At 61.8% G+C, this 26404-nt stretch carries 27 protein-coding genes and 1 tRNA gene; 5 read left to right on the top strand and 23 right to left on the bottom strand.

From position 1 onward, the window contains the following. Nucleotides 1-244 precede the first annotated feature (244 nt). From HYG82_RS30540 to HYG82_RS30450, 19 genes are all read right to left on the bottom strand, one after another. Entirely contained in the window at nt 245-631 is a 387-nt protein-coding gene (locus HYG82_RS30540) for a hypothetical protein (RefSeq protein ID WP_179260831.1), read from the bottom strand. Continuing rightward, complete coding sequence (locus HYG82_RS30535; protein WP_179260830.1) at nt 628-951, bottom strand: hypothetical protein; 324 nt, start codon at nt 949-951, stop codon at nt 628-630. The genes HYG82_RS30540 and HYG82_RS30535 overlap by 4 nt, the downstream gene beginning before the upstream one ends. A gap of 158 nt (nt 952-1109) precedes the next feature. After that, nucleotides 1110-1490 carry a hypothetical protein gene (locus HYG82_RS30530; protein WP_179260829.1) on the bottom strand — a complete coding sequence of 127 codons (381 nt, stop codon included), beginning with the start codon at nt 1488-1490 and terminating at the stop codon, nt 1110-1112. Further along, nucleotides 1490-1837, bottom strand: coding sequence for a hypothetical protein (locus HYG82_RS30525; RefSeq protein WP_179260828.1), 348 nt, complete (start codon nt 1835-1837; stop codon nt 1490-1492). The genes HYG82_RS30530 and HYG82_RS30525 overlap by 1 nt, the downstream gene beginning before the upstream one ends. 2 nt (nt 1838-1839) lie before the next feature. Then, the gene (locus HYG82_RS30520) at nt 1840-2109 is read right to left on the bottom strand and encodes a hypothetical protein (protein WP_179260827.1); all 270 of its coding nucleotides are present in this window, start codon (nt 2107-2109) and stop codon (nt 1840-1842) included. An 89-nt stretch (nt 2110-2198) separates the two neighbouring features. Next, a complete protein-coding gene (locus HYG82_RS30515; protein WP_179260826.1) occupies nt 2199-2477 on the bottom strand; it encodes a DUF8136 domain-containing protein in 279 nt (92 codons plus the stop codon). A gap of 169 nt (nt 2478-2646) precedes the next feature. Next, a complete protein-coding gene (locus HYG82_RS30510) occupies nt 2647-5844 on the bottom strand; it encodes a bifunctional DNA primase/polymerase (RefSeq protein ID WP_179260825.1) in 3198 nt (1065 codons plus the stop codon). Nucleotides 5845-5927: 83 nt separating this feature from the next. Further along, nucleotides 5928-6009 (bottom strand) — tRNA-Ser (locus tag HYG82_RS30505). 47 nt (nt 6010-6056) lie between these two features. Continuing rightward, nucleotides 6057-6302 (bottom strand): DUF7981 family protein, encoded by a 246-nt coding sequence (locus tag HYG82_RS30500; protein WP_179260824.1) that lies wholly within the window; start codon nt 6300-6302, stop codon nt 6057-6059. A 34-nt stretch (nt 6303-6336) separates the two neighbouring features. Beyond that, complete coding sequence (locus HYG82_RS30495) at nt 6337-6717, bottom strand: Rid family detoxifying hydrolase (RefSeq protein WP_179260823.1); 381 nt, start codon at nt 6715-6717, stop codon at nt 6337-6339. A gap of 125 nt (nt 6718-6842) precedes the next feature. Further along, entirely contained in the window at nt 6843-7847 is a 1005-nt protein-coding gene (cydB, locus tag HYG82_RS30490; RefSeq protein WP_179260822.1) for a cytochrome d ubiquinol oxidase subunit II, read from the bottom strand. Beyond that, nucleotides 7840-9372, bottom strand: a complete 1533-nt coding sequence (locus HYG82_RS30485; RefSeq protein ID WP_179260821.1) for a cytochrome ubiquinol oxidase subunit I — start codon at nt 9370-9372, stop codon at nt 7840-7842. Before HYG82_RS30485 ends, cydB begins: the two co-directional genes overlap by 8 nt. A gap of 178 nt (nt 9373-9550) precedes the next feature. Continuing rightward, on the bottom strand, nt 9551-10762 hold the full coding sequence (ilvA, locus tag HYG82_RS30480; RefSeq protein WP_179260820.1) for a threonine ammonia-lyase: 1212 nt from the start codon (nt 10760-10762) through the stop codon (nt 9551-9553). A gap of 526 nt (nt 10763-11288) precedes the next feature. After that, complete coding sequence (citZ, locus tag HYG82_RS30475) at nt 11289-12437, bottom strand: citrate synthase (protein WP_179260819.1); 1149 nt, start codon at nt 12435-12437, stop codon at nt 11289-11291. 363 nt (nt 12438-12800) lie between these two features. Beyond that, on the bottom strand, nt 12801-13175 hold the full coding sequence (locus HYG82_RS30470) for a VOC family protein (RefSeq protein WP_179260818.1): 375 nt from the start codon (nt 13173-13175) through the stop codon (nt 12801-12803). Nucleotides 13176-13405: 230 nt separating this feature from the next. Further along, entirely contained in the window at nt 13406-14053 is a 648-nt protein-coding gene (locus HYG82_RS30465; protein WP_179260817.1) for a helix-turn-helix domain-containing protein, read from the bottom strand. A gap of 73 nt (nt 14054-14126) precedes the next feature. Next, entirely contained in the window at nt 14127-14489 is a 363-nt protein-coding gene (locus HYG82_RS30460) for a cell division protein SepF (RefSeq protein WP_179260816.1), read from the bottom strand. 340 nt (nt 14490-14829) lie between these two features. Continuing rightward, nucleotides 14830-15279, bottom strand: a complete 450-nt coding sequence (locus HYG82_RS30455) for a CBS domain-containing protein (RefSeq protein ID WP_179260815.1) — start codon at nt 15277-15279, stop codon at nt 14830-14832. Nucleotides 15280-15481: 202 nt separating this feature from the next. Continuing rightward, entirely contained in the window at nt 15482-15961 is a 480-nt protein-coding gene (locus tag HYG82_RS30450) for an RNA-binding protein (RefSeq protein ID WP_179260814.1), read from the bottom strand. Nucleotides 15962-16093: 132 nt separating this feature from the next. On the opposite strand from HYG82_RS30450, the gene HYG82_RS30445 reads away from it, so the two are divergent. Then, nucleotides 16094-16384, top strand: coding sequence for a DUF7562 family protein (locus tag HYG82_RS30445; protein ID WP_179260813.1), 291 nt, complete (start codon nt 16094-16096; stop codon nt 16382-16384). A gap of 492 nt (nt 16385-16876) precedes the next feature. After that, nucleotides 16877-18175 carry an RNB domain-containing ribonuclease gene (locus HYG82_RS30440; RefSeq protein ID WP_179260812.1) on the top strand — a complete coding sequence of 433 codons (1299 nt, stop codon included), beginning with the start codon at nt 16877-16879 and terminating at the stop codon, nt 18173-18175. Between the two features lie 221 nt (nt 18176-18396). Here HYG82_RS30440 and HYG82_RS30435 read toward each other — a convergent pair whose 3' ends face one another. From HYG82_RS30435 to kdgK1, 3 genes are all read right to left on the bottom strand, one after another. Then, on the bottom strand, nt 18397-18996 hold the full coding sequence (locus HYG82_RS30435) for a GNAT family N-acetyltransferase (RefSeq protein WP_179260811.1): 600 nt from the start codon (nt 18994-18996) through the stop codon (nt 18397-18399). A 450-nt stretch (nt 18997-19446) separates the two neighbouring features. Next, on the bottom strand, nt 19447-20637 hold the full coding sequence (locus HYG82_RS30430) for a hypothetical protein (RefSeq protein WP_179260810.1): 1191 nt from the start codon (nt 20635-20637) through the stop codon (nt 19447-19449). A gap of 298 nt (nt 20638-20935) precedes the next feature. Next, nucleotides 20936-21895: a bifunctional 2-dehydro-3-deoxygluconokinase/2-dehydro-3-deoxygalactonokinase gene (gene kdgK1, locus HYG82_RS30425; RefSeq protein ID WP_179260809.1), complete on the bottom strand. Its 960-nt coding sequence runs from the start codon at nt 21893-21895 to the stop codon at nt 20936-20938. 443 nt (nt 21896-22338) lie between these two features. Between kdgK1 and HYG82_RS30420 the strand changes: the two genes are divergently transcribed. Next, entirely contained in the window at nt 22339-22776 is a 438-nt protein-coding gene (locus HYG82_RS30420; protein ID WP_179260808.1) for a universal stress protein, read from the top strand. A 104-nt stretch (nt 22777-22880) separates the two neighbouring features. Here HYG82_RS30420 and rtcA read toward each other — a convergent pair whose 3' ends face one another. Then, the gene (gene rtcA, locus HYG82_RS30415) at nt 22881-23951 is read right to left on the bottom strand and encodes an RNA 3'-terminal phosphate cyclase (protein ID WP_179260807.1); all 1071 of its coding nucleotides are present in this window, start codon (nt 23949-23951) and stop codon (nt 22881-22883) included. A gap of 342 nt (nt 23952-24293) precedes the next feature. On the opposite strand from rtcA, the gene HYG82_RS30410 reads away from it, so the two are divergent. Then, complete coding sequence (locus HYG82_RS30410; RefSeq protein WP_179260806.1) at nt 24294-24626, top strand: hypothetical protein; 333 nt, start codon at nt 24294-24296, stop codon at nt 24624-24626. Between the two features lie 308 nt (nt 24627-24934). After that, nucleotides 24935-26272 (top strand): MFS transporter, encoded by a 1338-nt coding sequence (locus HYG82_RS30405; RefSeq protein WP_179260805.1) that lies wholly within the window; start codon nt 24935-24937, stop codon nt 26270-26272. The last annotated feature ends 132 nt before the right edge of the window (nt 26273-26404 follow it).

Genomic DNA, 26404 nt, shown 5'->3' with positions numbered 1-26404 from the left:
TCGAGATACGTGACCGTCTCCTCGAGGTAATCGGTGCGCTCGCGGGCCCAACGATACTCGCGACGTCGCCGGCGGCGCCCACGCCCGCCACCTCCCCCGTCGGTTGCGACCTGGGCGGACATCGACCCACCGTCAGTGAAACCTACCTCTGTCGTGCCTACCGCCGACTTAATCTGCTGCTCAACGTTCCGAACGGAGCGATCGTCCAGTTCGAGTTCAACGGTGGCTGTAGTAGAGAACTCACTCACGCTTTCTCACCCTCTTTGCCATCGTCAACTGAATCGGCGAGCAACGGCGGAATCGGCTGATTAGTCTGGATTCGGTGGGTGTACTCCCACTCGAGCGCCTCCGGACTCATGTCGTACCATGCTGCCGCGATGTGTTCTCGAGCGAGAATGTGAACACCGCCACGGAGGCATCTCGGGCGGTAGTGAGGGACTGCGACCTTTGAGCCATTGGAACCCTCCACAGTTACATCGTCGAAATTGACATCTGGGAGCTGTCCGTCGTCGAACAACCCACTTGGAACGACCGCAAAGAGGCCGCCACCGTCCCCCTTGAATACGGTCCCGATAGCTCCGAGCGTCTCACGGAACTCCTCGCTATTCGCAATTCCATCGACGAGCGTCATGCCTGTTCCCCCCGCCCGTAGGTGGAGCGATTCCTTGGCTCGAACCCGACGTGTTCAGCTGCGGCTTCGATACGATCGACGGTCAACCCTCCCTGCTCAACCGTTCCCAGCGCCGTTTTGATCAGGTTCCCAGGAAGGTCAGCTGGCTGAATATGGACCTGGGTTTCTGCCGCGACATGGTGGCAGTAGCGGATGAACGCGAGAGCGTCATGTCGCACTGCCTCAGAGATCTCGAAGTCGGCCGACTCGGCAGCGGCGGCCCTGCCGCTCGATAGTTCCTCGAGCGCTCGCTCGATCTCCCGCTTTGAACGTCGCGTCATCCTCGCTGCCTCCGTTCATTACACTCTGGGCAGTGGAACACCGTCCGGTGGTGGCCGCCCCCCGCTGGGGGTGAGCTACCGACGTACCGCATGTACGCCCCGCACTGACGACAGACCTTTCGCGAAGACGGCACCTGGTGTGCGTTTGCCACGGTCCGTCACCTCCCGACCGTCAGTCCAGTCGGGTCGATTGAGGTGTCGTCATTCTCCCGCTGGAGTTTCAGCGTCTCGCTGCGGTGGACGATCGCCTCACAGACTGGCGGACGGGGCTCAGCTTCTTGCTCTGCGTAGAGTAGGAAGTCGAGAATCTCGTCCCACTCTCCGCTCTCGATTGCCGCTGTGACGTCGTCGACGTCGTCTTCGAGGGCGGCCTCAAGCGTGTCACCAGGCACATGTTCGAACGCGTCGCGCTCGAGGAGAAGCTCCTTTCGCTCCTCGTCGGCGATGAACAGAAACGGGTCCTCGTCTCGAGAGACAGTGACGTCTATCGCAGGCCAGTGGTACCGCTTCCGTCCCGTGAGTTTGAACAGGTTATCCATCACTCGGCCCTCCGTGGGTCGAGGGTGAAGCCACCCTCCTTCTCATTCTCGTCTTCCGGTTCGTCGGTATCCTCTGCCGCCAATTTCGTCTTTCGCGGATCGAGAGTGAAGGCACCCTCAGACTCGCCGCTGCTTGGCACCTTCTTTCGAGCCTGGCGATTATCCAGTAGCTGCTTCCCACGGTGTCGGGATTCGTCCGGGCGAAGGGTGTAGCCCGAATCAGAGACTGCACTTTTCCCACTGCTTGCTTCGATTTCGTCAATTCGTTTTGCGTTCTGTTCAATCATTTCGATAAGTCCGAGCGCCCACTCAGGGGCCTCTTCAATTGCGTTATTTTTGTCACTCATGTTCATTGGAACATCCGCTCCGTCGTCGTATTTGCTTCTCTGTTCATCATGTCACCAGCGGTAGCCTGTTCGGAATCTTCAGCCGGCTGTGGTTGGTCCGTTTTCTGCTGTTCGAGATCCTCCGCGAGCTGACCGACTTTGTCAGTCAGCGTGCCGACAAGTCCGATGAGATTCTGGATGTCCGTCGCGTTCTGCTCAGGCGTCACGTCGACGTCATCCCCATCGGCGGTACTGTCAGCGAACTCGGACAGCGTCGTTGGTTCTGTTTCCATAGGTAGCATGCTCGCTATGCTCGCTCCGGGCGCGACTCCGGAGGTCATCACAGGACCGTCAACCAGTAGACTCCTACTCGCGACGGCCGTCATCGGTCTATACCTCGGAGTTCTTTCATCCGTTCGACCTCTTCGGCCAGCTCCTCGAGGTCGCGATCGGTGGTCACCTGGCGCCGGACGTTCACCGCGTAAGCCAGCGCTCGAATCCACTTGATGCGGACCTTCTCGTTTTCGGCGTCGTACACACGCCCCGACTCGACTTTCCGACGTGCCTCGGCGATCGCGACGTCGATCGTTTCGAGCATCTGATCGTACTCCGCGGAGCTCGCATCTGGCTCGCTCGCGCCCGTGCTCGCGTCGGAGCTCATCGAAAGCTAACCCCTGGGGTTTGACCCGTTATTAGGGCGTTTCGCGTCGGTTTTCGGTTTCCTTTCATCGTTTTTGTGTTGGTTGTATGCTGCTTCGTTACGGTTTGCTGGCCATTCCTGTCGATTACCGGTTGCTTCCGGAGGCGGCGGTCTGTCCCGGTCATTCGACTCATTCACCATCATCTGGCGGCGGGTCTCCTCCGTTTGTTGATGCTTTAGCCGACCGATCGACTGCTGTGCCAGTGGCTCGGGCAGTCACTGACCGAGACGGTCGCGAAGTCCGGAACTCCCACGTATAGATACTACTACGTGCCAGTTCCGCACTTTCCTCGCCAGTCAACGTCTCGAGTTCGACCGGCTCGAGTTCGACGTCACCGTGCTCACCGATCCGATGGAGTCCGCTGTCACGCCAGACGAACCCGCAGCCTTCAGTTCGCCGCTCGAGGACGCCGTGCTTTTCTGCAAGCGTGGTCAGGTGGTCACGCACCTGCCGCTCGCCGATCTCGACGTCCGGGTGGGTGGCGATCTCGGCGGTCGTCCACTCCCCCAGCTCGTTCGCGACGTCGATCACCTGCCGCATGCCGTCGCTCCAGGTGGAGAGGACGCGCCCCTCGCCGGCGATCGGCACCCACTCTGGCAGCGTATCGGTGTGAACGTAGACGACGGCGCCGTTGCCGTCGCGACCGAAGCGCATCGCCGCCTGGAGTGTATCGTGCTCCCGCATGTGAGCGAGGACTTTGTCACCGAGTCGACCATACGATAGATCAGCGCCTCTTCCATCACCTCTTTCGACAGCTTCGCCGGCGTAGGCACCCCACTTCTGGATGTACCGGTCACCGTAATGATTCGATCCGATGACGGCGCCGACGCGGGTTTCCTTGAACCGGTTGCTCCCGATGACGTTACCGAACCACGCGACGCGGTCGGCTGGACCATCGTCGACGTCGCCGCTCTCCGGGTCGTACTCGATTGCACCGGCATCTGAATAGACATCGAGAGCCCTCCTTGAGGTGATGACGCCGGGCTTGGTATCGTGCTGCTCGGCGATCGCGTCCAGGAGCGCGAGGTCGCGGTCGACCGCGACGTGATCCGGGTTGTTGTAGGGCTTGATCGCCTCGGTCGTCCGCACGAGGTTCAGGTTGAGGCCATCGGCAAGGTACTCCCGTCGCTCGGCGTCAGTGAGTACCTGCGTGTGGTTCAGGCGTTCCCCGAGGACGAGTTCCCACAGCTCCCGCGTGGGGGTGCCGTCGAGACCGACGACTGCACTGGTGTAGGTGAGCTCGGGTGGCGAGAGAATTGACACGGCACCGGTTTCGCGATCGAACAGCCCGACACGGTCATCGGGGAGTTCTGCTCGTTCCCACCCGTTACCGAGGTTCTCCTTCGCACTGACGAGGATGGTGAACACCGCCGCCGGAGCCCCGGCGTGACCGGCTTGGTCACCGAGGACAGCAGTGGGATCGGAGTCGATACCGTACTCATCCAGGAAGGCGAGAGCGTCCGCTCGGCGCTGATCGTCGTGGCGCCCCTCGAGGAGATCGGCGTAGTCGTCGAAGGGGAGCGGCTCGTGCTGCTGGAGGAAGTACGAGACCGCGCCCTCGATGCCGTGGTCGAGCCGCTGCTCAAAGGCCTCTTCAGCGAACTCGTCGAACAGTACCGTCCGCCCATGCACCACCTTCGACTTGTAGGCGTGTGTGTAGTGCCCGATGAGGACGTCCCACGGACGGCTCTCGACGTCATCACCGACGGTGTCCGGGTGCTCGTCGGGATCGAAGTCCCACGCGCTTGCGAGCTCACACTGACCGTCGTGCTGGCACGGTAGTTCGCTTCCGTGAGCCTGCTCGGCGAGGGCGTGGATCTGCTTCGGCGTCGCACCGCGATTGTACCAGTCGAGAACGGTTTGCTTCCAATCCTCTCCGTGGTCTCCTCGTGCGGTCTCGCAGTGGCGTGTGAACGCCGGCAGCCGTTTGTGCGTTAGACCGAACTTCTCACACCACTCCTCGATCTGTCCGTACTGCTCTTTGTTCCCACGAGTGGTGAGTATCGTCACCGGGTTTCCCGTCTCGGCGGCGGCCTTCACGGCGCCGTAGGACTTGCCGAGCGTTGGGAGTGCTTCGACAAGGACGCGGTCACCGCTTCCGATAGCGCCGGCGATCTTCTCCGTCGTTCGACCCCGAGCCTGCTCGAGGAGGTCCTCCTCAGTGGCCTCCCGAGCGCCGGCATGACGCCAGTCCCAACCCGATGCGGCACCCTTCAGGAGTTCAGTATCGGGAAGTGCGGCGACCTGTTCGACACCGTCGTCCCCGGCGCCCTCGTGCTCCGGTAGATCATATCCCGCGTCACGGGCGGCGGTGAAGACGTCGCGCCAAGTGTCGGTGTTGAGCCCGGTGTGCTTCCAGTCGCCACAGCTGATAACGCCCTGCTCAATGCCAACGAGGTGGAGCGCGTTGCCGGTACACCCGTGTCGCCAGCAGCGCCAGGTGTCACCACCATCGTCCACCATGAAGTTCGCCCCCGTGTCGGAACCGTGGAACGGGTGGTCGCGACGCTCACTTTCGGGGTAGCGCCGTCGAGAGAGTACGTCATGAACAGAGAGGCCGGTAGAATCTCCAGCGTTGGCGTTCCGAGCTCTCTCCAGGTCCGTTGGTACCCGGTCGCGGTCGACGTCGCCCGGACGGAAGGGGTCGATCAACTCGCGGAGTTCGTCTTCGTCGACGGTCGCGATCGCGTCACCCTCGAGAGGGCCGTATCGGTTGCCCGACGGGTGGCGGGACCCTGGACCAACGACATAGGACTGTTCGGCACCCTTGATGTGACCGAGTTCGGCGCCGGAATCGGGATCAACGAGTGGGAGGTCAGCATCGAGACCGGGCACGCGAAGGAAGTAGTGCTCGCTCGTTCGCGAACCGGACACCTGCCACGCGGTCGCCGGAAGTGCGTCGAGCAACCCCCGAAGGCGCTCGGGTTCGTCCGCGTCGACGACGGCCAGATCGCCGCGCGTGACGACACCGTAGTTGTGGCCTGCCTCGAGGTATGCCTCAAGAACTGGGTCGTCAGGCGCAAGCAGGTGCTCTGAGGTCCGCGATCGGCGTGCACCCTTCTCGCCGGGGTCAAACGGGATGAACGCCTCACCGAGTTCGTCGAGTGGCGACGGGATGGTCTCTATTCGTTGTACATGTGATGTATCTACAACTGGAGAGGTGTCGCAAAGGGGGTCCGATCCGTCCGACTCGTCGGGTTTCGTGACAGGTTCCTCCGACTCGAGTCCGCCAAGATGATTCTGGCAGAGGGCGCCGGGGTTAGTTGGGTCGACGGCTTCCTCTTCACAGCTTGGCAGCGTGCACTGCTGTGCCGGCGGAATCGTCACGCAGACCACCCCAAAGAGAAAAACCGCAAGACCGCGTCGGGCCCAACTCCTTTATCGGTGTTGGATCTAAACCTAAAATTGGACGCCAGGACAGGGATTTGAACCCTGAATCCCGAAAGGGAACACGCTTTCCAGGCGTGCGCCTTACCGTTCGGCCATCCTGGCCCACGTGATCCTTACTCCGTCCGTCGTTTAACTGTTACGAGATTCGGTCACTTTCCGTTCCGACAGTTCGACCACGCGGCGATTCGCGGTTCGAGCAGGTACGACCCGACCAGCGATCCGAAGCCGACCAGCGATGCGATTACCAGCCCCCATCCGATCGAGACGATCGGCTCGTCGACGAGCGCATACCCCTGGAGGAGGACGAGAAACGAGAGGAAGCCGACGATTCCCCACAGGACCGCCGATCTGGTGCGCGAATCGATCCCCCTCTTTTCGGCCGGATGGCCGCTCACGCGACGATCACCGCGATCACCGCGATCACCGCGATCACTCGAGGCTCGCGATGGCTTCGATCTCGACGGCGACGCCTTTCGGAAGTGCGGCGACCTCGACGGCGCTGCGAGCCGGCGGTTCGGCGTCGAAATACTCGGCGTAGGTTTCGTTCATCGCGTCGAAATCGCCGATGTCCTCGAGAAAGACGGTCACCTTGAGGATGTCCGCTGACGTCGCGTCCGCTTCGTCGAGAACGGCGTCGAGATTGTAGAGGGCCTGTTCTGTCTGTGCCTCGATGGGTTCGTCGTCGAGCAGTTCGCCGTCGGCCGTCATCGGAATCTGACCGGCGGTGAACAGCAACGAACCGTTCTCCGTCGCCTGGCTGTACGCACCGACCGCAGCGGGCGCATCGTCGGTTTCGATGATTCGTTTCACACGCGGAGCGAATGTCCGACCGTGCTTAAAGCCCCGAGATCCGCAAACGCCGGTGAGGTACCGACCAGCACAGCGCCGAACGACGGACTGAGAGCGGAGATCTGTGGGCTCTCGATCGGGGACTGTCAGTACCCCTCCGTCTCGACCGGGCCGGAGAACGTCGAGTAGAGAACCGCGAAGTAGACGCAGACGAGCGGCACGAGAAGGGCCGCAGATAGCGACAACAGACGAAGTGAGAGCGGCGAGATCGCGGCCTCCGTGGCGGTCAGCCCGGTCGCAGGGTCGAGCGTCGGATACAGGAGCGTTGCGACGAGCGCGACTAGCACGTAGGTCAGGCCGCCGGCGGCGATAAATGCGACGAGATCGCGTTTGCGACGGAGTGCGAGGACGTAACCACCGCCTACCGCGGCCGAAACGACGACGAGCGACAGCGGGACCGGCTCGAGCAGTGTTTCTCGAACCGAAAAGCGGGTGGCCAGCGCGAAGAGGACCACGGCGATCACCGAGAGGTAGGCCACGAGGGCGCGCCGTCCCCACGTTCGGGCATCTGCCGCGAGGTCCCCGTCGGTCTTTAGTGCGAGGAACGCACCGCCGGTGACGACGGTGAGTGAGACGATGGCGAGGCCGACGAGGAGCGTCGCCGGCGCCTCGGTGACGGTCGTTCCGAGCAGCCAGTTGCCGACGAATGTGCCGAGCAGGAAGGGGGAAGCAACGCTGCCGACGACGAAAGCTCGGCCCCACCAGCGCTGCCATCGCTCGTCGTCGCGCTGTTCGTAGAACTCCGGCGCGAGGCCGCGGCAGATAAGCGCCCCGAGAACCCCGAATAACAGCAGGTAGTGCCGGCTGAACAGGGCCGCGTAGATCGGTGGGAACGCGGCGAACAGCCCCCCGCCAAAGACGACCAGCCACACCTCGTTCCCGTCCCAGAACGGACCGATCGCCGCGAGAATGCGCTCGCGCTCGGCCTCGTCCGTCCGCGTCGCGAACAGCGCGCCGGCCCCGAAATCGAACCCGTCGAGGAAGAGGAACGTGCCGAGGAATGCGAAGACGATGACGACCCATATCGTCGGCAGGTCGATGGCCGACGCGAGCGCGAACGCGACAGGTGAGAAGACACCGAGATCAGTCATCACCCGACACCTCCGCAGTCGCTGCGTCGTCCTCCGGTCTCGAGGCCCGATTCTGCTGTCCGTCCGACGCAGCGCCGTCGGTGGATTCGATCGCGGGCGGTCCCGCTCGGATGATCCGCGTTACGACGTAGCCGTATCCAAGGAGCAATCCGGTGTAGACGAGGGCGAAACCGGCCAGCGTCACCGTCGCTTCCGTTCCGGTGAGACCGGGCGAGACGCCGGATTCGGTCTTGAGGAGGCCCTGGACGACCCACGGCTGGCGCCCGACTTCGGTGACGATCCAACCGGTCTCGACGGCGAGGAAACCGAGGGGGGCGGAGGCCATTAGCGCGAGGTGAAGTTTCCGATCCGAGAACAGATCGCCGCTCCCCCATCGGTAGGCACCCCATACCGCCAGGCCGGCGAACCAGAAGCCGAGCAATACCATGACACGAAAGGACCAGAACACGATCGCGACCGGCGGCGATCCCTCGAACTCGTCGAGGCCCTGTACCGCGTACGACGGATCGCCGCCGCTGGCCAGGACCGATGCGAGCGCGGGGATGTCGATCGTCCAGAGGTTTTCCGCGCGGGGATCGGTAAGGGCACTCGGATCGGTCGGAATCGCGACGAGGTGGAGCGCGGCCGGCGCTTCGGTCTCGTACTGTGCCTCCATCGCGGCGAACTTCTGCGGTTGCGTGTCTGCTACGTGACGGGCGTAGGAGTCGCCGTGGACGACCTGGAACGGTGCGGTCACGAGCAGTACGATTAGGGCGATCTTCAACGTCGTGCGCCAGAATCGCTCGTCGTCGGTCCCGGCGGTCGTTTCGGGACCGGACGGACCGCCTTTCGCAGCACTCGAGTCACTTTCCGGGTCCGTCTCGTCGGCATGCTCCCGTCGACCATCGTTCGAGCGATACACGAAGTACGCCGCGACTCCGGCCATGAACAGCGCGACCGAGAGGACGGCCGCCGATTGCATGTGGACGAACATCCACGGAAACCGCGGGTTGAGATAGGCCGCGACGGGATCGACCAGCGTTACCACCGACTGGCCGTTCTGTCGGGCGAGTTCGTACCCGCGCGGGGTCTGCATCCACGAGTTAGCGATCAGGATCCAGACCGCCGAGAGCCATGTTCCCAGGCCGACGGCGACGGCCGATATCATGTAGAGGGCGTCGCCGACCTTCTCGCGCCCGAAGACGAAGACCCCAAGGAACGTGGCCTCGAGGAAAAACGCCATCATTCCCTCGATTGCCAGTGGTCCGCCGAACAGTTCACCGGCGAACGTCGCGAAGGCTGCGAAGTTCGTCCCGAATTCGAACTCGAGGACGAGCCCGGTCACGGTTCCGACAACGAAACTGACGGCGAAGATCCGGGTCCAGAACCGACGCTGACGTTCCCAGAGCGGGTCGGACGATCGGATCGACTTCCACGTAAAATAGACGAGGAAGGGGGCGAGCCCCATGCTCATCACGGGGAAGACGATGTGAACGATGGTCGTCAGCGCAAACTGGAGCCGACTGGCGAGGACTGGATCCACCATGGAACTCTCCGGGCGTGTACCCGGTCGAATATATTCGCCCGACGTTTGATGGGGCCTCGTCGATTCTCGAGCGCTGGGAACCACTTGGAGCGTTAACTACGGAGCGCGTCCAACGGGAAAGAACGGTCGCCGACTGTGATACCGAGGGTACCGCACAGCGAGAACGCCGTTGCCATCGTCAGGCGAGGATGTCAACCGTGTATCCTGCCTCTCGGAGGTCGGCGAGGAAGGCGTCGACGTGGTCGGGACCCCGCATCTCGAGTTCGATCTCGACTTCGGTGTCGCTCATTTCGACGTCGCGCGAGGTGCGGTCGTGGTGGATCGCGTAGATGTTCGCCCGGTGGGCGGTGAAAATTTCGAGCAAATCCTCGAGTGCGCCCGGCCGATCCTTTAGTACGGTCCTGATCTTCAGGTAGCGGCCGGTCTCGACCAGTCCGCGGATGATGACGTTGGTGAGGGTGTTGAGGTCTATATTCCCTCCGCAAAGCGCGGTGACGATAACTTCGTCCTCGTCGTAATCGAATTTCTCGAAGAGGACTGCGGCGAGGGGGACCGCGCCCGCACCCTCGACGAGCGTCTTGGAGCGCTCGAGCAGGTAGACCAACGCGACGGCGATTTCGGGATCCGAGACGGTAACCACCTCGTCGACGTACTTCTGAATGTGCGGAAAAGTCTGCTCGCCGACACTACGGGTCGCGATGCCGTCCGCGATCGTATCGACTTCGTCGATCGAAACGCGTTCGCCCGCGGCGAGAGAGTCCGCAGCGCTCGAGGCGCCCGCGGCTTGAACGCCGATTACGCGCGTCTCCGGTTTTTGCTCCTTGATAGCGGTCGCGATTCCGCTGATGAGTCCGCCTCCGCCGATGGGGACAACGACCGTCTCGACGTCGGGGCAATCGTCTACGATCTCGAGCCCGATCGTTCCCTGGCCGGCCATCACGTATTCGTCGTCGAACGCGTGGACGTACGTTCGGCCTTCCTCGCGTTCGATCTCGTGGGCGCGCTCGGCGGCCGCATCGTAATCGCGACCTGCGAGGACGACCTCTGCACCGTAACTTTTGGTGGCTTTGACCTTCGAGATCGGCGCGTGTTCGGGCATGACGATCTTCGAATCGACGCCCGATCGCGTCGCTGCGAGGGCGACGCCTTGGGCGTGATTGCCCGCGCTTGCGGTGACGACGCCGGCCTCTTTCTGATCCTCGGAGAGCGTGGCAATCCGGTTGGTCGCACCGCGAATCTTGAACGCTCCCGTCCGCTGGAAATTTTCCAACTTCAGGCGAATATCGGCCCCGGTCATCGCCGAGTACGTATGCGACCGCTCGAGCGGCGTTCGTCGGGAGGTTTCCCGCACTCTCTCGCGCGCCTCGAGAACATCTGCGAGTTCTAGCATACGCCCGTCTACTCGGCGTGCAGTGTAAGAATTACTGTCGAGGCGGGGAGAGCCAATCGGTTGGCCCACACCGTCGTCCCCAACAGGGTGTGCTGCCAATCCGGGCAACACGACAGGGAATACAGGGAATGCACGGCGTGTGACGTGCAAATGGAAAAGGGAGCCGATAGCATATAAATCTCATGCACCCGTGGCGAAAGTGAAATCGCAAGACTGCAGCCCGAATATTGCTACGTCAGACGCAGGAATGACGAATGTCATCCGCATATGTTTGCAAAAGACTGAACTATTGAAACAATCGTCCGATGGGAAAACAGAACAGACAGATCTCCGAGAAGATCACATCGATTTCGCATCGATTCTGGTCGGTGCCGATATCGAACTCGTCTGCGTAGCGATCAGCAAGCGAGTCTCAGTCCGTTGGTAGCTCGATAGCGGGGTATGGATCGACAGGAGGCAGAATAGTGCTGAACAGACCTTCGTATGATACGAACGGTCCCGATATCCGTCGGTGAGGTGTATCGGACTACCGCTCTTCGAGCGGGACGAGCTTCTGGTCCTGCGGACCGGTGTATCGGGCGCGCGGGCGAATGAGGCGATTGTCTTCCTGGTACTCGAGGACGTGAGCGATCCAGCCGCCGACGCGGCTCATCGCGAAGATCGGGGTGTACATGTCGATCGGAATGCCGAGCTGGTAGTAGACGGATCCGGAGTAGAAGTCGACGTTCGGCGCGATCCCCTTCTCGGTGAGTCCCTTCTCTTCCGAGAGGTATTGTTCGATGGTCGTGGTGTAGTCGTACCACTTGCTCTCACCCGTTTCGGCGAGTTCCTCGCTTCGTTCCTGAAGGATTTTCGCGCGTGGGTCCTTGACGTTGTAGACGCGATGACCGAAGCCCGGAATGCGTCTCCCCTCCTCGGTGGCTTGCTCGACCCACTCGCGGTGGTCGAGATCGCTTTCGTCGATTTCGATGAGGACTTCCATCACGTCCTGGTTCGCGCCGCCGTGGAGCGGCCCCGAAAGGGCGCTGATACCGCCGGTGACGGCGCTGTAAATGTCGGCCATCGTCGAACCGATGACCATCGCGGTGAACGTAGAGGCGTTCAGACCGTGGTCGGCGTGCAGGATCAGCGCCTGATCGAACGTTTCTGCCGCGATTTCGTCGGGTTCCTCGCCGGACAGCATGTAGAGGAAATTCGCTGCGAGACCGAGATCTGAGTGGGGATCAACCGGCTCCTCGCCGAGGCGATAGCGCTCGAAAGCCGCGAGTGCAGTCGGGATCTTGGCCGTGATCCGACGCCCTTTCCGAAGCGTCGCCTCGAGGTCTTCGGGCGCCGCGTCGGTTTCGGGTTCCGAGGCGGAAAACATCGACACAGCTGTCCGCAGGGCAGCCATCGGCTGCTCCCCGGCGTCAGCGAGTTTCTTCATCGTCTCGAGGACGTCGTCGTCGACCTCGCGTTCGTCCATGAGCGCCGCAGTAAACGACTCGAGTTCGTCTTCGGATGGGAGGTGACCGTTCCAGAGCAGGTAGAGGACCTCTTCGTAGCTTGCGCCGCGAGCGAGATCTTCGATCGTGTAGCCGCGGTAAATCAGACGGCCGGCGTCGCCGTCGATCGAACTGAGTTCCGATTCGGCAACTAACACACCCTCGAGCCCTTTCTTGAGGTCGTCAGACATACTCAGGGATTTCGGACCCCAATGGAAAAGTATTATCGTTTGCCCATTGTCGGTAATCAGGACATCAGAAGTCTGTATTTTGCTGTTTTGACTTCCGTGTGACAGGGTCGTTCCGTAATCGAACACACAGTCAGTCGATACCCGATCGAACGACGCCGCCGTCGGCCGCGATCCATTGCCATCGATGGTGAACGGGGTCCGTCGTTCGTGTTCTCCTGGTCGGGTGACGAAACGGGCCTCTGTGACTGCGGAGAGAGCAGTTTCAGGTCGTCCTACCCGTTCGTCGTCGTTGCGTCGGTCCGTTACGTGTCGGTCGTCCGGACGTCACCGACCGACACTGATCCTGCGAATTCCGACGCGTAGTTACTCGAGTTCCTCGACCAGTTCGACGACGTAACCGTCGGGACCCTCGACGAACGCGACGCGACAACCGATGTCGACCATCGTGGTCGGTTCCGTACGAATCGGTGGGTCCGCTCGCTCGACGAGTCGGTCGAACGTTTCGTCGGTACTGTCGACTCCAACCGCAACGTGTGCCACCGATCCCGAATCGATCTCCGGGCTACCTTCCGGATCGTATTTGAACTGAAACTCGGCGTTGTCACCGCCAATGTAGACGTTTTCGACGCCGTCATCCCCTGTGAACGACCATTTCTCGCGAAGGCCGAGGGCGTCGACATAGAAGTCTCGAGTCTGTTCGATGTCCGAAACCCACAGGGCTGTGTGAATGACGTCCATACGCTCATAGAAACCGTTGTCCCTCAAATCACTACTGATCCTCCTCCGACGATCTAGAATACAATAGCCACTGAACGTCAGCGGACAACTAATCGCACGTCAACTGTGCGATCAGTTTGTACAGATTCAGTTCTACGACGGACTGCTCGGTTCGGTCTCGGTTCCGACGTGCGATGATCTATCGACCGAATAGGACGTGATCTATCGAATCGGCCGCCGTAGCGACACCTTCACCGCTCGAGAATTTCGTCCAGGAGCTTCGTCTGGGCTGCTGCCAGATGCTCGGTAAAGGTCGAACGAGCGACGCCGAGTTCCTCGGCTACGTCGGTCGCGTTCGCACCCTTGGGATAGTCGAAGTAGCCCATCTCGTGGGCCACGTCGATAATTTCTCGTTGTCTGGCCGTAAGCTGGTCACGATCGACGATGACCGGGTCGGCGATTGCGTCCTCGTGGTTCTGTGAAAGCTCTTCGACGATCACCCCGTCGAAGTACGCCCGTAGTTCGTCGACGATTTCAGCGACTTCCGTCAGTTCGAACGTCCGGAACGAGACGAGCAACGCACCGTCCTGTGCACGCACTGATGCGACGGGCGTTCCCGTTCCTTCGACGATCTCGCAGGCACAGTCGGTCGCTCCGTCCCGTTCGAACCGATAAATCGACTCGTTGTCGTTCGACTGAACAGGCGTCATCTCGACGTCGGCACCGCCGTCGACCGAGGCGTCCGCAGCCACGCCGAATTCCTCTATTACCGTCCCGTCATCCGTTCTCTGGGATGACCGAGAGACAGAATCGACCGGTTCGTCGGTGTGTTCCGAGACGTCCGCGACCGGACAGTCCGTCGGATCGTCGATAACGACCGTTGCGCGAAACCCCGTCATACTTCGTCGATTCGTCTGCCTGGGAGATAACCGACTCCGGAATTCCCGCGGAGTGAAAAATTAGGCGGCTGCCTCAGAGTTGCTGGCCTAACTTCTCGCGGCTGATCCTGATTCCAGTCGGTGCGATGATCATCTGGTCGTCGCCCTTGCGAACGATGTCGCCGTCGACCTCCTGGGCGACCTGTCGCAGTTCGTCGATGATGTGCTCGACGGTGCTGTCGTTAGTCCGTAGGCGCGTAATGTCTGCGATGACGATGTCGCCGTCGTAGACGGCGTCTTTGATGTCGATCGCGTCCGCCTGACTACCGACCTCCGCGATGTGCACCTGCATCGTCGCCTCTGCCGATTCCGCCGAGATATCCTCGAGGTTCAGTTCGGCGTAATCCTCGACGGTCCGCGACTGATTCCCGCCGAGAATTTTGCTCATGAGTCCCATTGGCGGTATTCACCGCCGCCGCCAGTATAGTTCTTACGTCAGACACAGTCAAGTCAGCGAAACGATCCGGGAATTCGACGGCTCCCGTCCCTCTCGAGTGCAACGGTTACCGTTGATAGGGCTTGGCAGGAAATCCAGAAGTAAGCCGCTCCACGAACCGCCGATCGCTGTTCGACAGAACGATGGTACCGAGTTACCGATCACGGGCCGCGCGAGTCTGACACTGTCGCAGTTGAAAGAGACAGGGGACTGAGCCCGTCGGATGGAGGTGCGTTCGAAGCTGACTCGCTCGGCGAAACTGGAGAGCGGTACTGAAATCCCTGGAGTAGTAGTATCTCTTTCAGTCGCCCGACGTGACTCCCAGGTCGTCGGCAGACTCGAGTCGCATCGGCTCGTCTCGCCACTCGATCTCGAGGCGGTGACGCGGGAGGTACGGAGCCAGCGCCCGGGCCGAAAGCAGGCCGCGGAAACGGCCGTCGCTAACGACCGGGAGATGTTTGACCCCGCTGGCCCGCATCGTTTCCGCCGCCTCAGACAACGTCGCGGACGGCGTCGTTGTCGTGACCGGTGTCGACATGAGTGCTCGCACGGTTGGCCGTTCGTCCGTCTCCGCGACCATCGCGACGAGATCCGATTCGGACACGACCCCGACGACGGCATCGCTCTCTATGACCACGAGCGCAGGTACGTCAGTGCGACGAAGCTGTCGAGCTGCCTCAGTCACTGACGTATCGGGCGCGATCGTCACCGACGGACAGAGTCCGACGGATTCGACTGTCGTTTCGATCATGGGCGTTCCGTGATACCAGATACCGGGATATAGGAGCCATGGACATATGGTACATTATTCCTAATATTGCTAGCACAATTCGAGGGTAATGGCCTGGCTACCGTTCGTTCGTCATCGATATTTGCATCAAATCGTACGGACGGAGGCAATGAAGGTCGTGGGCCGTCGCGACGGATCGACTGAGTTACTCATCGCAGAAGGACTACCCGGTAAACTCGAACAGTTCGTCGCCGACGTGGTGTACCGAGTCGACGACCTTCCCCTCGTCGCCGACCATATCCGCGCCTTCGACTCGAGCGCGACCGACAGCCAGTACCTTCCCGTGGGACTCCTCTGCGATCACGACGAAATCGTCCGGCGAAATGTCTGGTGTCGCCTCGGTAATCCCCGGGCGCATGATGTCCGCGCCGTCGCTGACGAACGAGACGGCACCTGCGTCGACTGTCACTACCCGCTTTTCGGGCTCGTAGGCGTTCGCGCCGCGAACCGTTACGAACGGCTCCTCGTCGAAGAAGGCAATTTGTGGCTCACCGTCGATGAGGATGACTTCGCGCTCTGCCTCTTCGAACTCGACGCGCTCGTAAGCGTCACCATCGGGTGAGACGCCTAGTTTGTCCTCGAGTTCAGCTTCGAGGTCGGAGACGGCGTCGCTGCGGAGGTGGTGACGGGATTTGACCTGCATATCCGGGTCAACGGCTGGTCTGGTGTTAAAAGGCCCGTTCCTGCGAGCGGCCGATCCACCGATCCGAGTTCCCCCATCGGGGTGAAGAGATATGTGACAATTGCTAAGTAGCACCACGCCGTCGGATGGAGTATGTGGCCCTCTCGGAACCGCACGGAGACGGTAACATGTCTCGCCTGTGGCACCGAGCGTCCGCGCGATGAGGCCCGCGAATACGACAAACACGGCGACCGCTGGGATCGCGAGGACAAGACGTTCGAACATCTCTGTAAAACCTGCCATCGTGACCTGTGTCACCACCCACGTAACGGTCTCGAGGCGCTGCTAATCGATCTCGAGGCCGGTGAGCGAGGGCAGGACGCGTTTCTCGCGAACTATCTCGACGCGGTCGAAGAGCGATATGGACCGCTCGAAGAAGGGTGACATCCACCCCGCCGTAAACGAAGCGGGATCGAAGATTCCTCAGGCAGTCGGGCAGAGCCCGACGACGGCGGAACTTCCTGAGGGTCCTACGTTACTCCCGACGGTTCGAGTGATCGGAAATCTACGGCTTGTGGACTGTCAGCCAGTGGCTTTGTCACGAAGCCGAGACTCGAACCTGCACTGGGCTTCGAGTTACCTGATTGGTTTCCGACAGTCGCCGCGGTCGGCTTACGTTTCGTTGAGGCAACCACTAAGTCAACTGCCAGTTTCCGTGTACGCCCATAGTTACGACTACCCGATAATTTAAGCTTATGACGCGAACCTCTGGCCTGAATGGCCGGGGTTTGCACCTGGTTAAAGATAGTAGGAATCGAGCATCGACCGTGATGGAAGCGATACACCGCGAGCGATACGGGATACTGCGTCAGTCGCACTCGCCCCGTAGGCAGCTATCCCGACACGACTTTCACCCTTACGTTCGTACGTCACTGTATGAGCGACGACGCACAGGCCGACGCCGGCACGGCCGAAGGGCAGGGTCCAGTGGAGATCAGTGAGGACCTCGCGCGCCACCTCGAGAACAAGCGCGAGGAACTGTTCGAAAAACTCGAAATCCGCGACGGATTCCCATCTACCGTCCTTGAGGAGGCAGAGGCGCGCACGGACGGTGTCCAGTCGGAAATCTCGGACGAAATCGACGAACGCACGGACCTCCGTGACCTGACGACGTGGACGACGGATCCAATTGACGCGCAGGACTTCGACGACGCGCTCTCGATCGAGGAGCGCGAAGACGAGTACGTCCTCTGGGTCCACATCGCCGACGTCACCCATTACGTCAACCCCGAGACGGCGATGTGGGACGAAGCCGTCGAGCGGGGGAACACGGTCTACCTGCCCGGCTACACGATCCATATGCTGCCGCCGGTCCTCGCCGAGACTGTCTGTTCGCTGGTTCCCAACGAAGAGCGACTGGCCCATACGGTCGAGATGCACCTCGACAAGGACAATCTGAGTTACGAAACGATCGATATCTACAAGTCCGTCATCGAGTCAGACGAGCGGCTCACCTATTCGCAGGCCGAAAACCGTCTCGAGGACCCCGACGCGCCGCTCCACGAGGAAAACAAGTTGGTCTACGAACTCGCGGATCAGATGCACGAACAGCGAAAGGAAGACGGCTCGCTCGTTCTCAACCCGAGTCGCGACCGCGCTCACACCATCATCGAAGAGTGCATGCTGAAGGCCAACAAGGCCGTCACGCACGAACTCATGTGGAATCGCGGCGTCGAAGCCATGTACCGGGTCCACCCCCAGCCGAGCCCCGACGAATGGTCCAAGGCGCTCCAGGAAATTCAGGATCTCGACGGGGTTTCGATTCCCGGCAGCACCTGGGACGATCCGCGGAAAGCCGTCAACGCGACGCTCGAGGAGGCCCCTGGCCGGCAACTCGATAAGATCCAGTGGGCGGTGATGAAGGTAATGCCCAGAGCGAGGTACATGAACGATCCGTTCGGCGGCCACCACGCGCTAAACTTCGAGATTTACGGCCACTTTACCAGTCCCATCCGGCGGCTCTCGGACCTGATCAACCACTGGATCGTCTACAAAAACGACGTGCCGGAGAACCTGATCGAACTCTGTGACCGCGCCAGCGACAAACAAAAGGATGCCGAACAGTGCGAGCGCGAGTACAAGACATTCCTCCAGGAGGTCGGTCTCGATCCGATGGCCGTCAACAATCGCGGGATCGAAGTTGTCGAGGAGGGCGAGGCCGAGAAGACGCTGTAGGCGAGGCCTCGGAAGAGCGAGCGGAGAGCGAAGCGAACCGCGAGGAGGGCGAGGCCGAGAAGACGCTGTAGGCGAGGCCTCGGAGGAGCGAGCGGAGAGCGAAGCGAACCGCGAGGAGGGCGAGGCCGAGAAGACGCTGTAAGCGAGGCCTCGAAAGAGCGAGCCGTCTTCGTTTGTCGACGGTCGCCACCGTCTTCAGTCTGCGAGCCGCAATCGAGTGGTCACTCGCCACCGGTCGACAGCCGTTTCTCGTAGACGTGCTCTGTAAGCCCTGGCCCGAGGTCGGACGATCGCGTCTCGACCCGGTGGAAGCCGCGCGACTCGTAGAACGAGATCCCGATTTCGTTTTCCGCCAGGACGGCCAATCGGAGGCGATCGAATTCCGCCATAAGCCGCGCTTCGAGTTCCTCGAGCAGTGCGGTCCCGATTCCCTCGTTCCAGTCGTCGGGTCGAACGTAGAGGCGAGCGAGAAATGCTACCGACGTGTCTTCCGGCCAGGGGACGGCGTGTGCGTACGCGTTGAGGTCGGCCTCGAACCGCGGCTCGTTTGCGGCGTCGTCTGCTGAGCCGTCGTCTGCTGTCCAGGGTTCGGCGGCCTCCTCTGCCGGTGGGGCTTCAGAGACGAGAAAAACGGCATTTTCGCGTCCGTTCGTTCCCATGATCGCTGACTCGAGGTCGCCGATCGCGTACCAGTCAGCGACGACCTCATCCACCCTGTCGGCTCCGAGGATATCGTCGTACGCGGCGTGCCAACTCTCCCGGGCGACATCGTGGATGGTCCAAACGTCGTCGACCGTCGCCTGACGCACGGCTCGAGTCACGACAGAGTGTTGCACGTCGGCCGCCAAAAAGCGATACCCGACAGGCACCGCATCGATACGGTCAGGGAGCCATGAATCGGCTGGAAGATATCGATACGATTCGCGTATCGCAACTGATAGTGAACCGCCTCGGCCTGCCTTTTCTGTAGGCTACTGTCACAAGGCTGCCATAACCTTCTCTTCCGTCACGAAACGTGGCAACGAGGTTCGGATCCGCTCGTTCTCGAGGGGCGATTCGATGATGGTTCTACTCGCATGTATCTGGCCAGTGCTGTCATCCAATCGGTTTGCCGTCTTCGGCGGGTCGGCTTTCGTCCGACGGGGTGTGGAGCTACTCGAGTCATCCGCAATCCTCGCCGTCGGTCGTCCTCGACACCACGGAGACAGCAGCGGCGGACGAAAAAGCCACGAGGAAGCGATAGGAACGAGAAATGTCGCCGAGTGGTCGCGTTACAATCGAATCCGCGCCGCGGTACCGGTCAGCAAGGCAACCAGTGCAGCGCCGGCTCCGAAGCCGGGCACGCTGTCACCGCTGCTTCCGTCGGCTCCGCCGTCCGATCCGTCGTCCGAACCGTCGCTGTCAGCACTCCCGATGGACACTTCTCGTTTCGAGAAGTGATCGATTGCGACTAACACGTCGGCGTCCGCCGACGCGTCGCTCGACTGGGTCACCATGTACCGGGGTTCCTCGCCGATTCCGCCCTCAAGTTCGCCGTACGAAGACGCCTGCGCGGCGGCCTCGCCGTCGACGGTCACCGTGATGTCGTCGGCGCGTTCCGCTCCGGACACTGCGGCTTCGGAGATGCTCGCGATGACGACGGTTCCGTCGCTTTTCGCTCGTTCGACGGTCATCTCGAGGCGCTGCTGGCTCTCGCTTGCGGTCTCGACGGTGATGTCCTGGCCGTAGGTCGCGACATCGGTGACCGTTTCGTCGTTGCGTTGCTCGGCGTAGACTTCAGCGGTCGCGGTCCCGTTCGCGATCAACTGCTCCTGGGATTTCGCGCTCTCGCCTCGCTCACCTTCCGTGTACGAACGGAAGACCAGCGTCGCGTTTTTCTCGAGGTCTGCCGTCACGTCGCCAGCGCTGTTGACGGTCACTGCACCGTCGCCGGCCACGACGAACGCGCCGGTCCGATTACCGCTGTTCACGACGACGCGGTCCTCGCTTTTCGCTTCGGCTGACCCGCTTCCGACGAGGTCCACTTCGACGTACTGGGCCTCGTCGCCGGCGTCGACGGTCAGGATTCCGCGCTCGCTGTCGTGGGCCGTCAGCGATGCGGATCCCTCGGTTTGGACCTCGGCGCGAGTCTCGGTCGTTGCGCCGAGCTCGAGGCCGAGTCCCGAGAGGTTCACCACTGCGTCGATACCGGTGTTGGCTCCAAGGCCGGTTTTGCTGTGGTGGTCGCTCTGGGAGGCAACCGTCACGTTCTCGAACACCTGCTCGCCGTTGACGCGGTAATCGACGATGGCGTCGCTCGTGGTGTCGAATTCGACGTGCGTCCCTGCGTAGGCGCTTGCGTCGGAACTGCCGTCAGACTGTTGGGAGGGCGATGCTGCGTTTGCACCTGCGCCGACGACCGCGACCGGCAGGGCCGTCGTCGCGACGAGAAGGGCAAGTACGATAGTCGTGTTTCGATTCATTGCACTCGGCCGATGACCGTGTCTTGTAAAGGCCCTTCTGACAGATCCGTCCAATTGTGGTAGCTATTCTCACCCGGCTCCGTGGGATCGATTAGTTCGGTCGTGTGAGATCAGACCGTCGTTTCGATTGCGGAGGCTCCTCTCACGTATTCATTGCTTCCGCCGGTGCGCACTCGTCGGGTTGGTCACGTACCCGTGAGACAGGACAGCGTCCGGTGGCTTCAAATTACACGCTGCTGATTTGACCGATCTGTACTACTCTACCCAATCACGGACGGGCAGTGAGAACGGCGTTGAGCTACCGCGAAATTTCTTCAGCATCTTCCGAGACGACTTGTTCGACCTCGTCGGCAGTAACCAGTGCCACGTCGCCCGGAATCGTCCGCTTGAGCGACGCCGTCGCCGCGGCGTACTCGAGGGCCGTTGCCACGTCGTCGCCGTCGAGTCGGCGGGCGATGAACGCGCCGGTGAAGGCATCGCCGGTACCGATCGGGTCGACGGTGTCGGTCGCGTACGCGTCGTGATCGTGAACGACGCTGTCGTGCCATCCCACAGCGCCCTGGGACCCGCGCGTGACGACGACCGTCGTGAAGTCGTACTGCGTGCCGAGTTTGTGCGCGAGCTGTCGCGGATCGCCCTCGAACCCGAGGACGGTTCGTGCGTCACGGGCGGCGATGATGAGGATGTCGATGCCCGGGAACAGCCGGGTCAGCGTCTCCCTGGCATCGTCGGGTGGCCAGAGCTTGCGACGATAGTTGAAATCGAAGGCCGTCGACGTGCCGCCTTTCCGAGCCGCTTTGAGCAGATTTGCGGTCGTCTCTCTGAGTGTCGAGGAGAGTGCAGGTGTGATACCGGTCGTAAAGAAGACCTGTGCGTTCTGAATCCGATCGATGTTGAATTCGCGGGCCTCCGCCGTCGAGATGGCAGTGTTCTCTCGGTCGTAGATCACGTTCGTTCCGCGAGGTTTCCCGGCGTGCTCGAGGTAGTACGTCCCCTGACGGCCGCGGTGGTTCCAGACGACATCCGTTTCGATGCCGTGACCGCGCAGTTCCCCGACGACACGCCGTCCGAGCGCCGTTTCTGGAACTTTCGAGAGCCAGGTTGCGGAGGCACCCAGTCGACTCGCCGCGATGGCGACGTTACTTTCGGCACCCGCGGCGCGAACTTCGAACTCGGCTGCGTTCTCGAGGCGTTCGTTTCCCGGCGGCGACAGCCGGAGCATCGTCTCACCGAACGTGACGATGTCGCTCTCGCTCACGGCTCGGCACCCCGGATCGGTCCACAGTGAACGGCGATGTCTCCGTCGGCCATACTCGACCCAACGAACGGCTCCGCTATAAGTTATGGCGGTCCTCGACACACAATTATGGTCGATCCGATATGGGCACGAGCGATGATTCGGTCGACAGACGAATGGGGATCGAGCGTGCCATCGATCGTCCCGGTCGCGGTCGAGGGCAGAGTAGCGACAGTACGTCCCACTGAAGCGCTCGATTGGCGATTGCAATTCGAGTGTCCGTCTCTCGAGGGATCGTCGTCATTTCGTCGGCGGTATCGCACCAGTGGCCTGAATCGTGCGTCCCACCTGTTTCACCGAGCCGTCCGGAGAACCCGATCATCGACTGCCTGTCACCTACCGATACGTTCACGACGACGATACGAACAGGCAACAATCACCTCCTTCCGGGTCGTATGATAACTATGGACGATCCACCCGAGTTCGACGATATCCTCATTCCGACCGACGGAAGCAAATCCGCTCGCAACGGTGCCGAGCAGGCCGTCAAGTTCGCACAGCGAAACGACGCGACCCTCCACGTGCTGTACGCGATGGACATGGGCGACGCCGACTACGTCGCAGTCCCAAGCGACATCGCTCAGACGCGAAAGCGCCTGGAGACGAAAGGGGAGACGTACGTCGCCGAGATAGAAGAGATCGCTGCGGATGCGGACGTCTCCTGCGTTACGAGCGTCAGGGCGAATACGCCGGTCGAGGCCATCCTCGAGTACGTCGACGAACACGACATCGACCTCGTGGTCATGGGCAAACGAGGCCGGTCTGACCCTGACAAACCACTCGTCGGTTCGATCACCAACCGGGTCGTCGGTTCCCTCGAGATTCCCGTGTTCACCGCCTGAGCGATCCTGCTTCTCTCCGTCTCGTCGCGTCGGAGAAGCGTTCGTCTGCTTTTCGATGAACTACCCGATTGACGATGTCCGTTTGCTGATGTCGTCTCGGCGAACTACTCGTCACCACTGAGCGGGGCGGAAACCGAGACGATCGCCGTCTCGTTCTTTCGCTGGAGGTCGACTCGAACCCCGAACTCCTCGAGCAGTGCACACCCCGTTTCGACGTGGTCTGTCACGGCGGGAACGCGAACTCGACCGCCGGCGAGTGCGAGGAACACCAGCAACTGGTCGGCCATGTGCCGATCGACCGGCGCCGTCCCCGCAAGAAAGCGATTCGCAGCATCCGCAGCGTCTTCGCCGACGCGTTCGGCCGGCTTTCCTCGTTCGCCAAGCGAAGTAAAGCCGCCGACGCCCGTCCCGTGATCGACGCGGACCACAAGCGACGAGCCGGGACAGGCGCTCGCTGCGGTCGTCTCACAGCGCTCTTCGAGTTCGAGCGGGTGGTCGTACGTCAACCGTTCGAGCGCCCCTTCCGCCTGGCGGAACGCGACGTCGCGGTCGGCGAGCGATGCCGACTCCGTCGAGTAAAGACGGATGCTCTCGGGAGATCCGCGATCGACGAGGTCGATTCGCTCGAGGGTCGAGGGTGCGAGAGACAGCGTCGTCCGGCCGCCGCCGGCGGGATAGAACCCCCGTCGGTCGACCTCGAGAGCGGCTGCGAGGCCGAACCGGCGGAGCAACGGCAGCTTCACGTGCCGAACGTAATCCAGCGGCGGCGACCACGCGACGTCCGTCCCCCCAGTGACCGTTACCGTCAGGGTCGACTCGAGGATCGTCGAAAGCGGCATCAGGGCATCGACCAGCAACGTCGCGCTGCCGGCCGTGCCGATGTCGACGGCGAAGCGTCCGCCCGGGAGGCGTTCGCGTTTCGCTTGCCCGTCGACAGCCTCGAAATCCGGGTCGAACTCGACGGTTTCTGCGCCGAGTTCGGCACCCGTCGCGTCGGCATCGCAGATGTCGACCATTGCTTCGAGAACCGCCAGGTGCTGGTGGCCCAGGCCGGGCGACGGCCGATCGCCGCGGACGTTCTCGATACGGACCGGTTCGTTTTCGAGGACCGACAGCGCGAGCGCGGTCCGGAGGTACTGGCCGCCGGCGCTCGAGCCGTCGAGCGTTCTGGTCATGATCGGTGGTTCGGGCTCGAGGCACCTACCGATGGCGACGGCGTTCAGTTCGGGATGCGGCGCGATCCGATCTCTCGACCGGGTTTTCTCGCGGGCGACGGGCCACGGCCGCCGCGGCCAACGACCGCGCTACCGGCCAGATGGCGACTCGCGTTCGTGGTGGAGAAGTAAGAACCGTCGTCAGCTCTCTCTATAGCCCGCTCCGCACGAAGGCTGGAACCAACTGCGAGCGGGGTACTCGAGGTTGGTCGCCCCGATTCGATCGTCGGGCCTACCTCCCGACGTCAACCGACGAACCAGACCAGGACCCCGATTCCGATCAATACGAGACCTGCAGTCGAGGTGATCGGTTCGGGGAAAAGAAAGAGGACGGCCCCTGCGGCGACCAGCAGGGTTCCGAGCCCGTACTTCGCTCTCGCCCGGTCGAACCAGCTCCCCGAGTTGTTCGTCGTCGCCGTATCCTCCGAGCTACCTCTCGCCCGGTTCAAGAAGCTGCTCGAATCGTTCGTCGTCGCCGTGTCCTCCGAGCTACCTCTCGCCCGGTTCAAGAAGCTGCTCGAATCGTCTGTCGACGAGTCCGTTGACCCGCCTCTTACTCGGTCGAACAGGCCGCCTGAATCGTCCTCAGTTTCCTCCGTCGTCAGTCTGCGTCGCATGACTGATTATTCCTTCTAAAGGGACAATAGCGGATGGCTTTCCGTTGCCGGCCGTTGAAATCTTAGCAGATGGTAGAATTTCTAATCGCCTTATAATCCGGTATTCGACACGTAAGTCCGCTTTTACACCCCACTTGTCTCGCTGTCTAGAGAGTTTTCCTCTCCTGAATGGATCTGGTAGCGACTATACAACTCGTCAGATACGTCGAACAGTCTCTCTGACAGAGTGACCACAGCATGGGGTGCCGACAGTCTTCCTCGTCCGCGAAGCGAGTCCGCTTCCGATTGGTGAATCTTTTCGGTGCTCCGGTCCAGAGAGGAGAGTCAATGCGACTCTGGCGCGATCCGCTCCGCTGGCGGTGGATTCTCTGGGCAATGATGGGCGTCGGCTTCCTACTGGTCAACGCAAACCGGCTCTCGACGGCAGTCCTCGCGGAGGACCTCATGGCTGCGTTTGGAACGACGGGTGCGCAACTGGGGACGCTTCACGCGTTCTTCTTCTGGGTGTACGCCGCGATGCAGATCCCGTCGGGCATCCTGGCCGACCGAGTCGGCCCGCGGGCGACCGCGGCGGCCGGCGCGGCGGTAATGAGCGTCGGCACGATCGGTTTCGCTGCCGCGGAGACGTATCTCGTGGCGGTGCTCGCTCGAGGGTTGATCGGACTTGGCGGTAGCGTGATCTTCGTCTGCATCCTCCGGTTCTGTGCGACCTGGTTTCGCGCCGACGAGTTCGCGACGATGAGCGGGCTCACCTTCACGATCTCCGGTCTCGGCGGCGTTATCGCGACGACCCCGCTCGCGATTGCCGTCGGTGCCGTTGGCTGGCGGACCGCGATCGGGTCGCTGGGAATCGTCGGATTCGTCACGGCCGTGGCCGTATTTGCGCTCATCCGAGATACGCCGACGCAGGCGGGATTCGAGTCGATCGAAGGCGTCCCGGAACAGGCCCCCCTCACGAACGCAGAGCTTCGAACATCCCTCGAGAACGTGATTCGAGACCCGCAAGTCTGGGTCGTTGCGCTCATGCTGTTCTGTGCGACCGGCGTGAACCTCACCCTGTTCGGGCTCTGGGGCGTCCCGTACGTGGTTCAATCGTACGATGTGACGGTCACGACGGCGTCTACGATCACCCTGCTCGGGAGCGTCGGCATCATGACCGGGCCACCGGCGATCGGCTGGGTGTCGGACCGCCTCGATCGGCGATTGGAGCTACTCGTGGCCGGCGGTGGCTGCTTCGTCGCTTGTCTCGCCCTGGTCACGGTCGTCGGGCGGCCGCCGCTGCCCGTCCTCGGCGTCATCTTCTTCTCGACCGGGTTTCTCCTCGGCGCGTTCCTCCTCGGTTTCACCGTCGTCAAGAATCGCCACCCTGCCGGCGCGAGCGGAATCTCGACCGGGACGGTCAACGCCGGAGCGTTCGTCGGTGCCGCAACCCTGCCGACGGTGATGGGCTGGGCGCTCGACACCTACTGGACCGGCGAAATCGTCGGCGGCGTTCGCGTCTACACGCCGTTTGGCTACCGGGTCGCGTTCGGCATCGCCACCGTTGCCGGCGCGACCGCGTTCGGCTGTGCGCTCTGGCTCTACCATCACGAACGCACGACGCCTCGGTCGGCCGATGCCGGTAATTCGAACACCGATGGCCTCTGTGAGAACGACGATGATTAATTCTCGAGAATCGTTTGCCGCGGACTCCGAGTGAGCGAACGGCCGCGAACACGGCCCGAAACTGGGGCGGTGTCCGACTCGAGCAAGAGTGATCGACACCACACCTGGTCCTGTACTGCACCTGGGCCGGTT

The sequence above is a fragment of the Natrinema halophilum genome, assembly GCF_013402815.2.
GTDB classification, from domain to species: domain Archaea; phylum Halobacteriota; class Halobacteria; order Halobacteriales; family Natrialbaceae; genus Natrinema; species Natrinema halophilum.
This window is presented reverse-complemented; position numbering and strand designations above follow the sequence as displayed.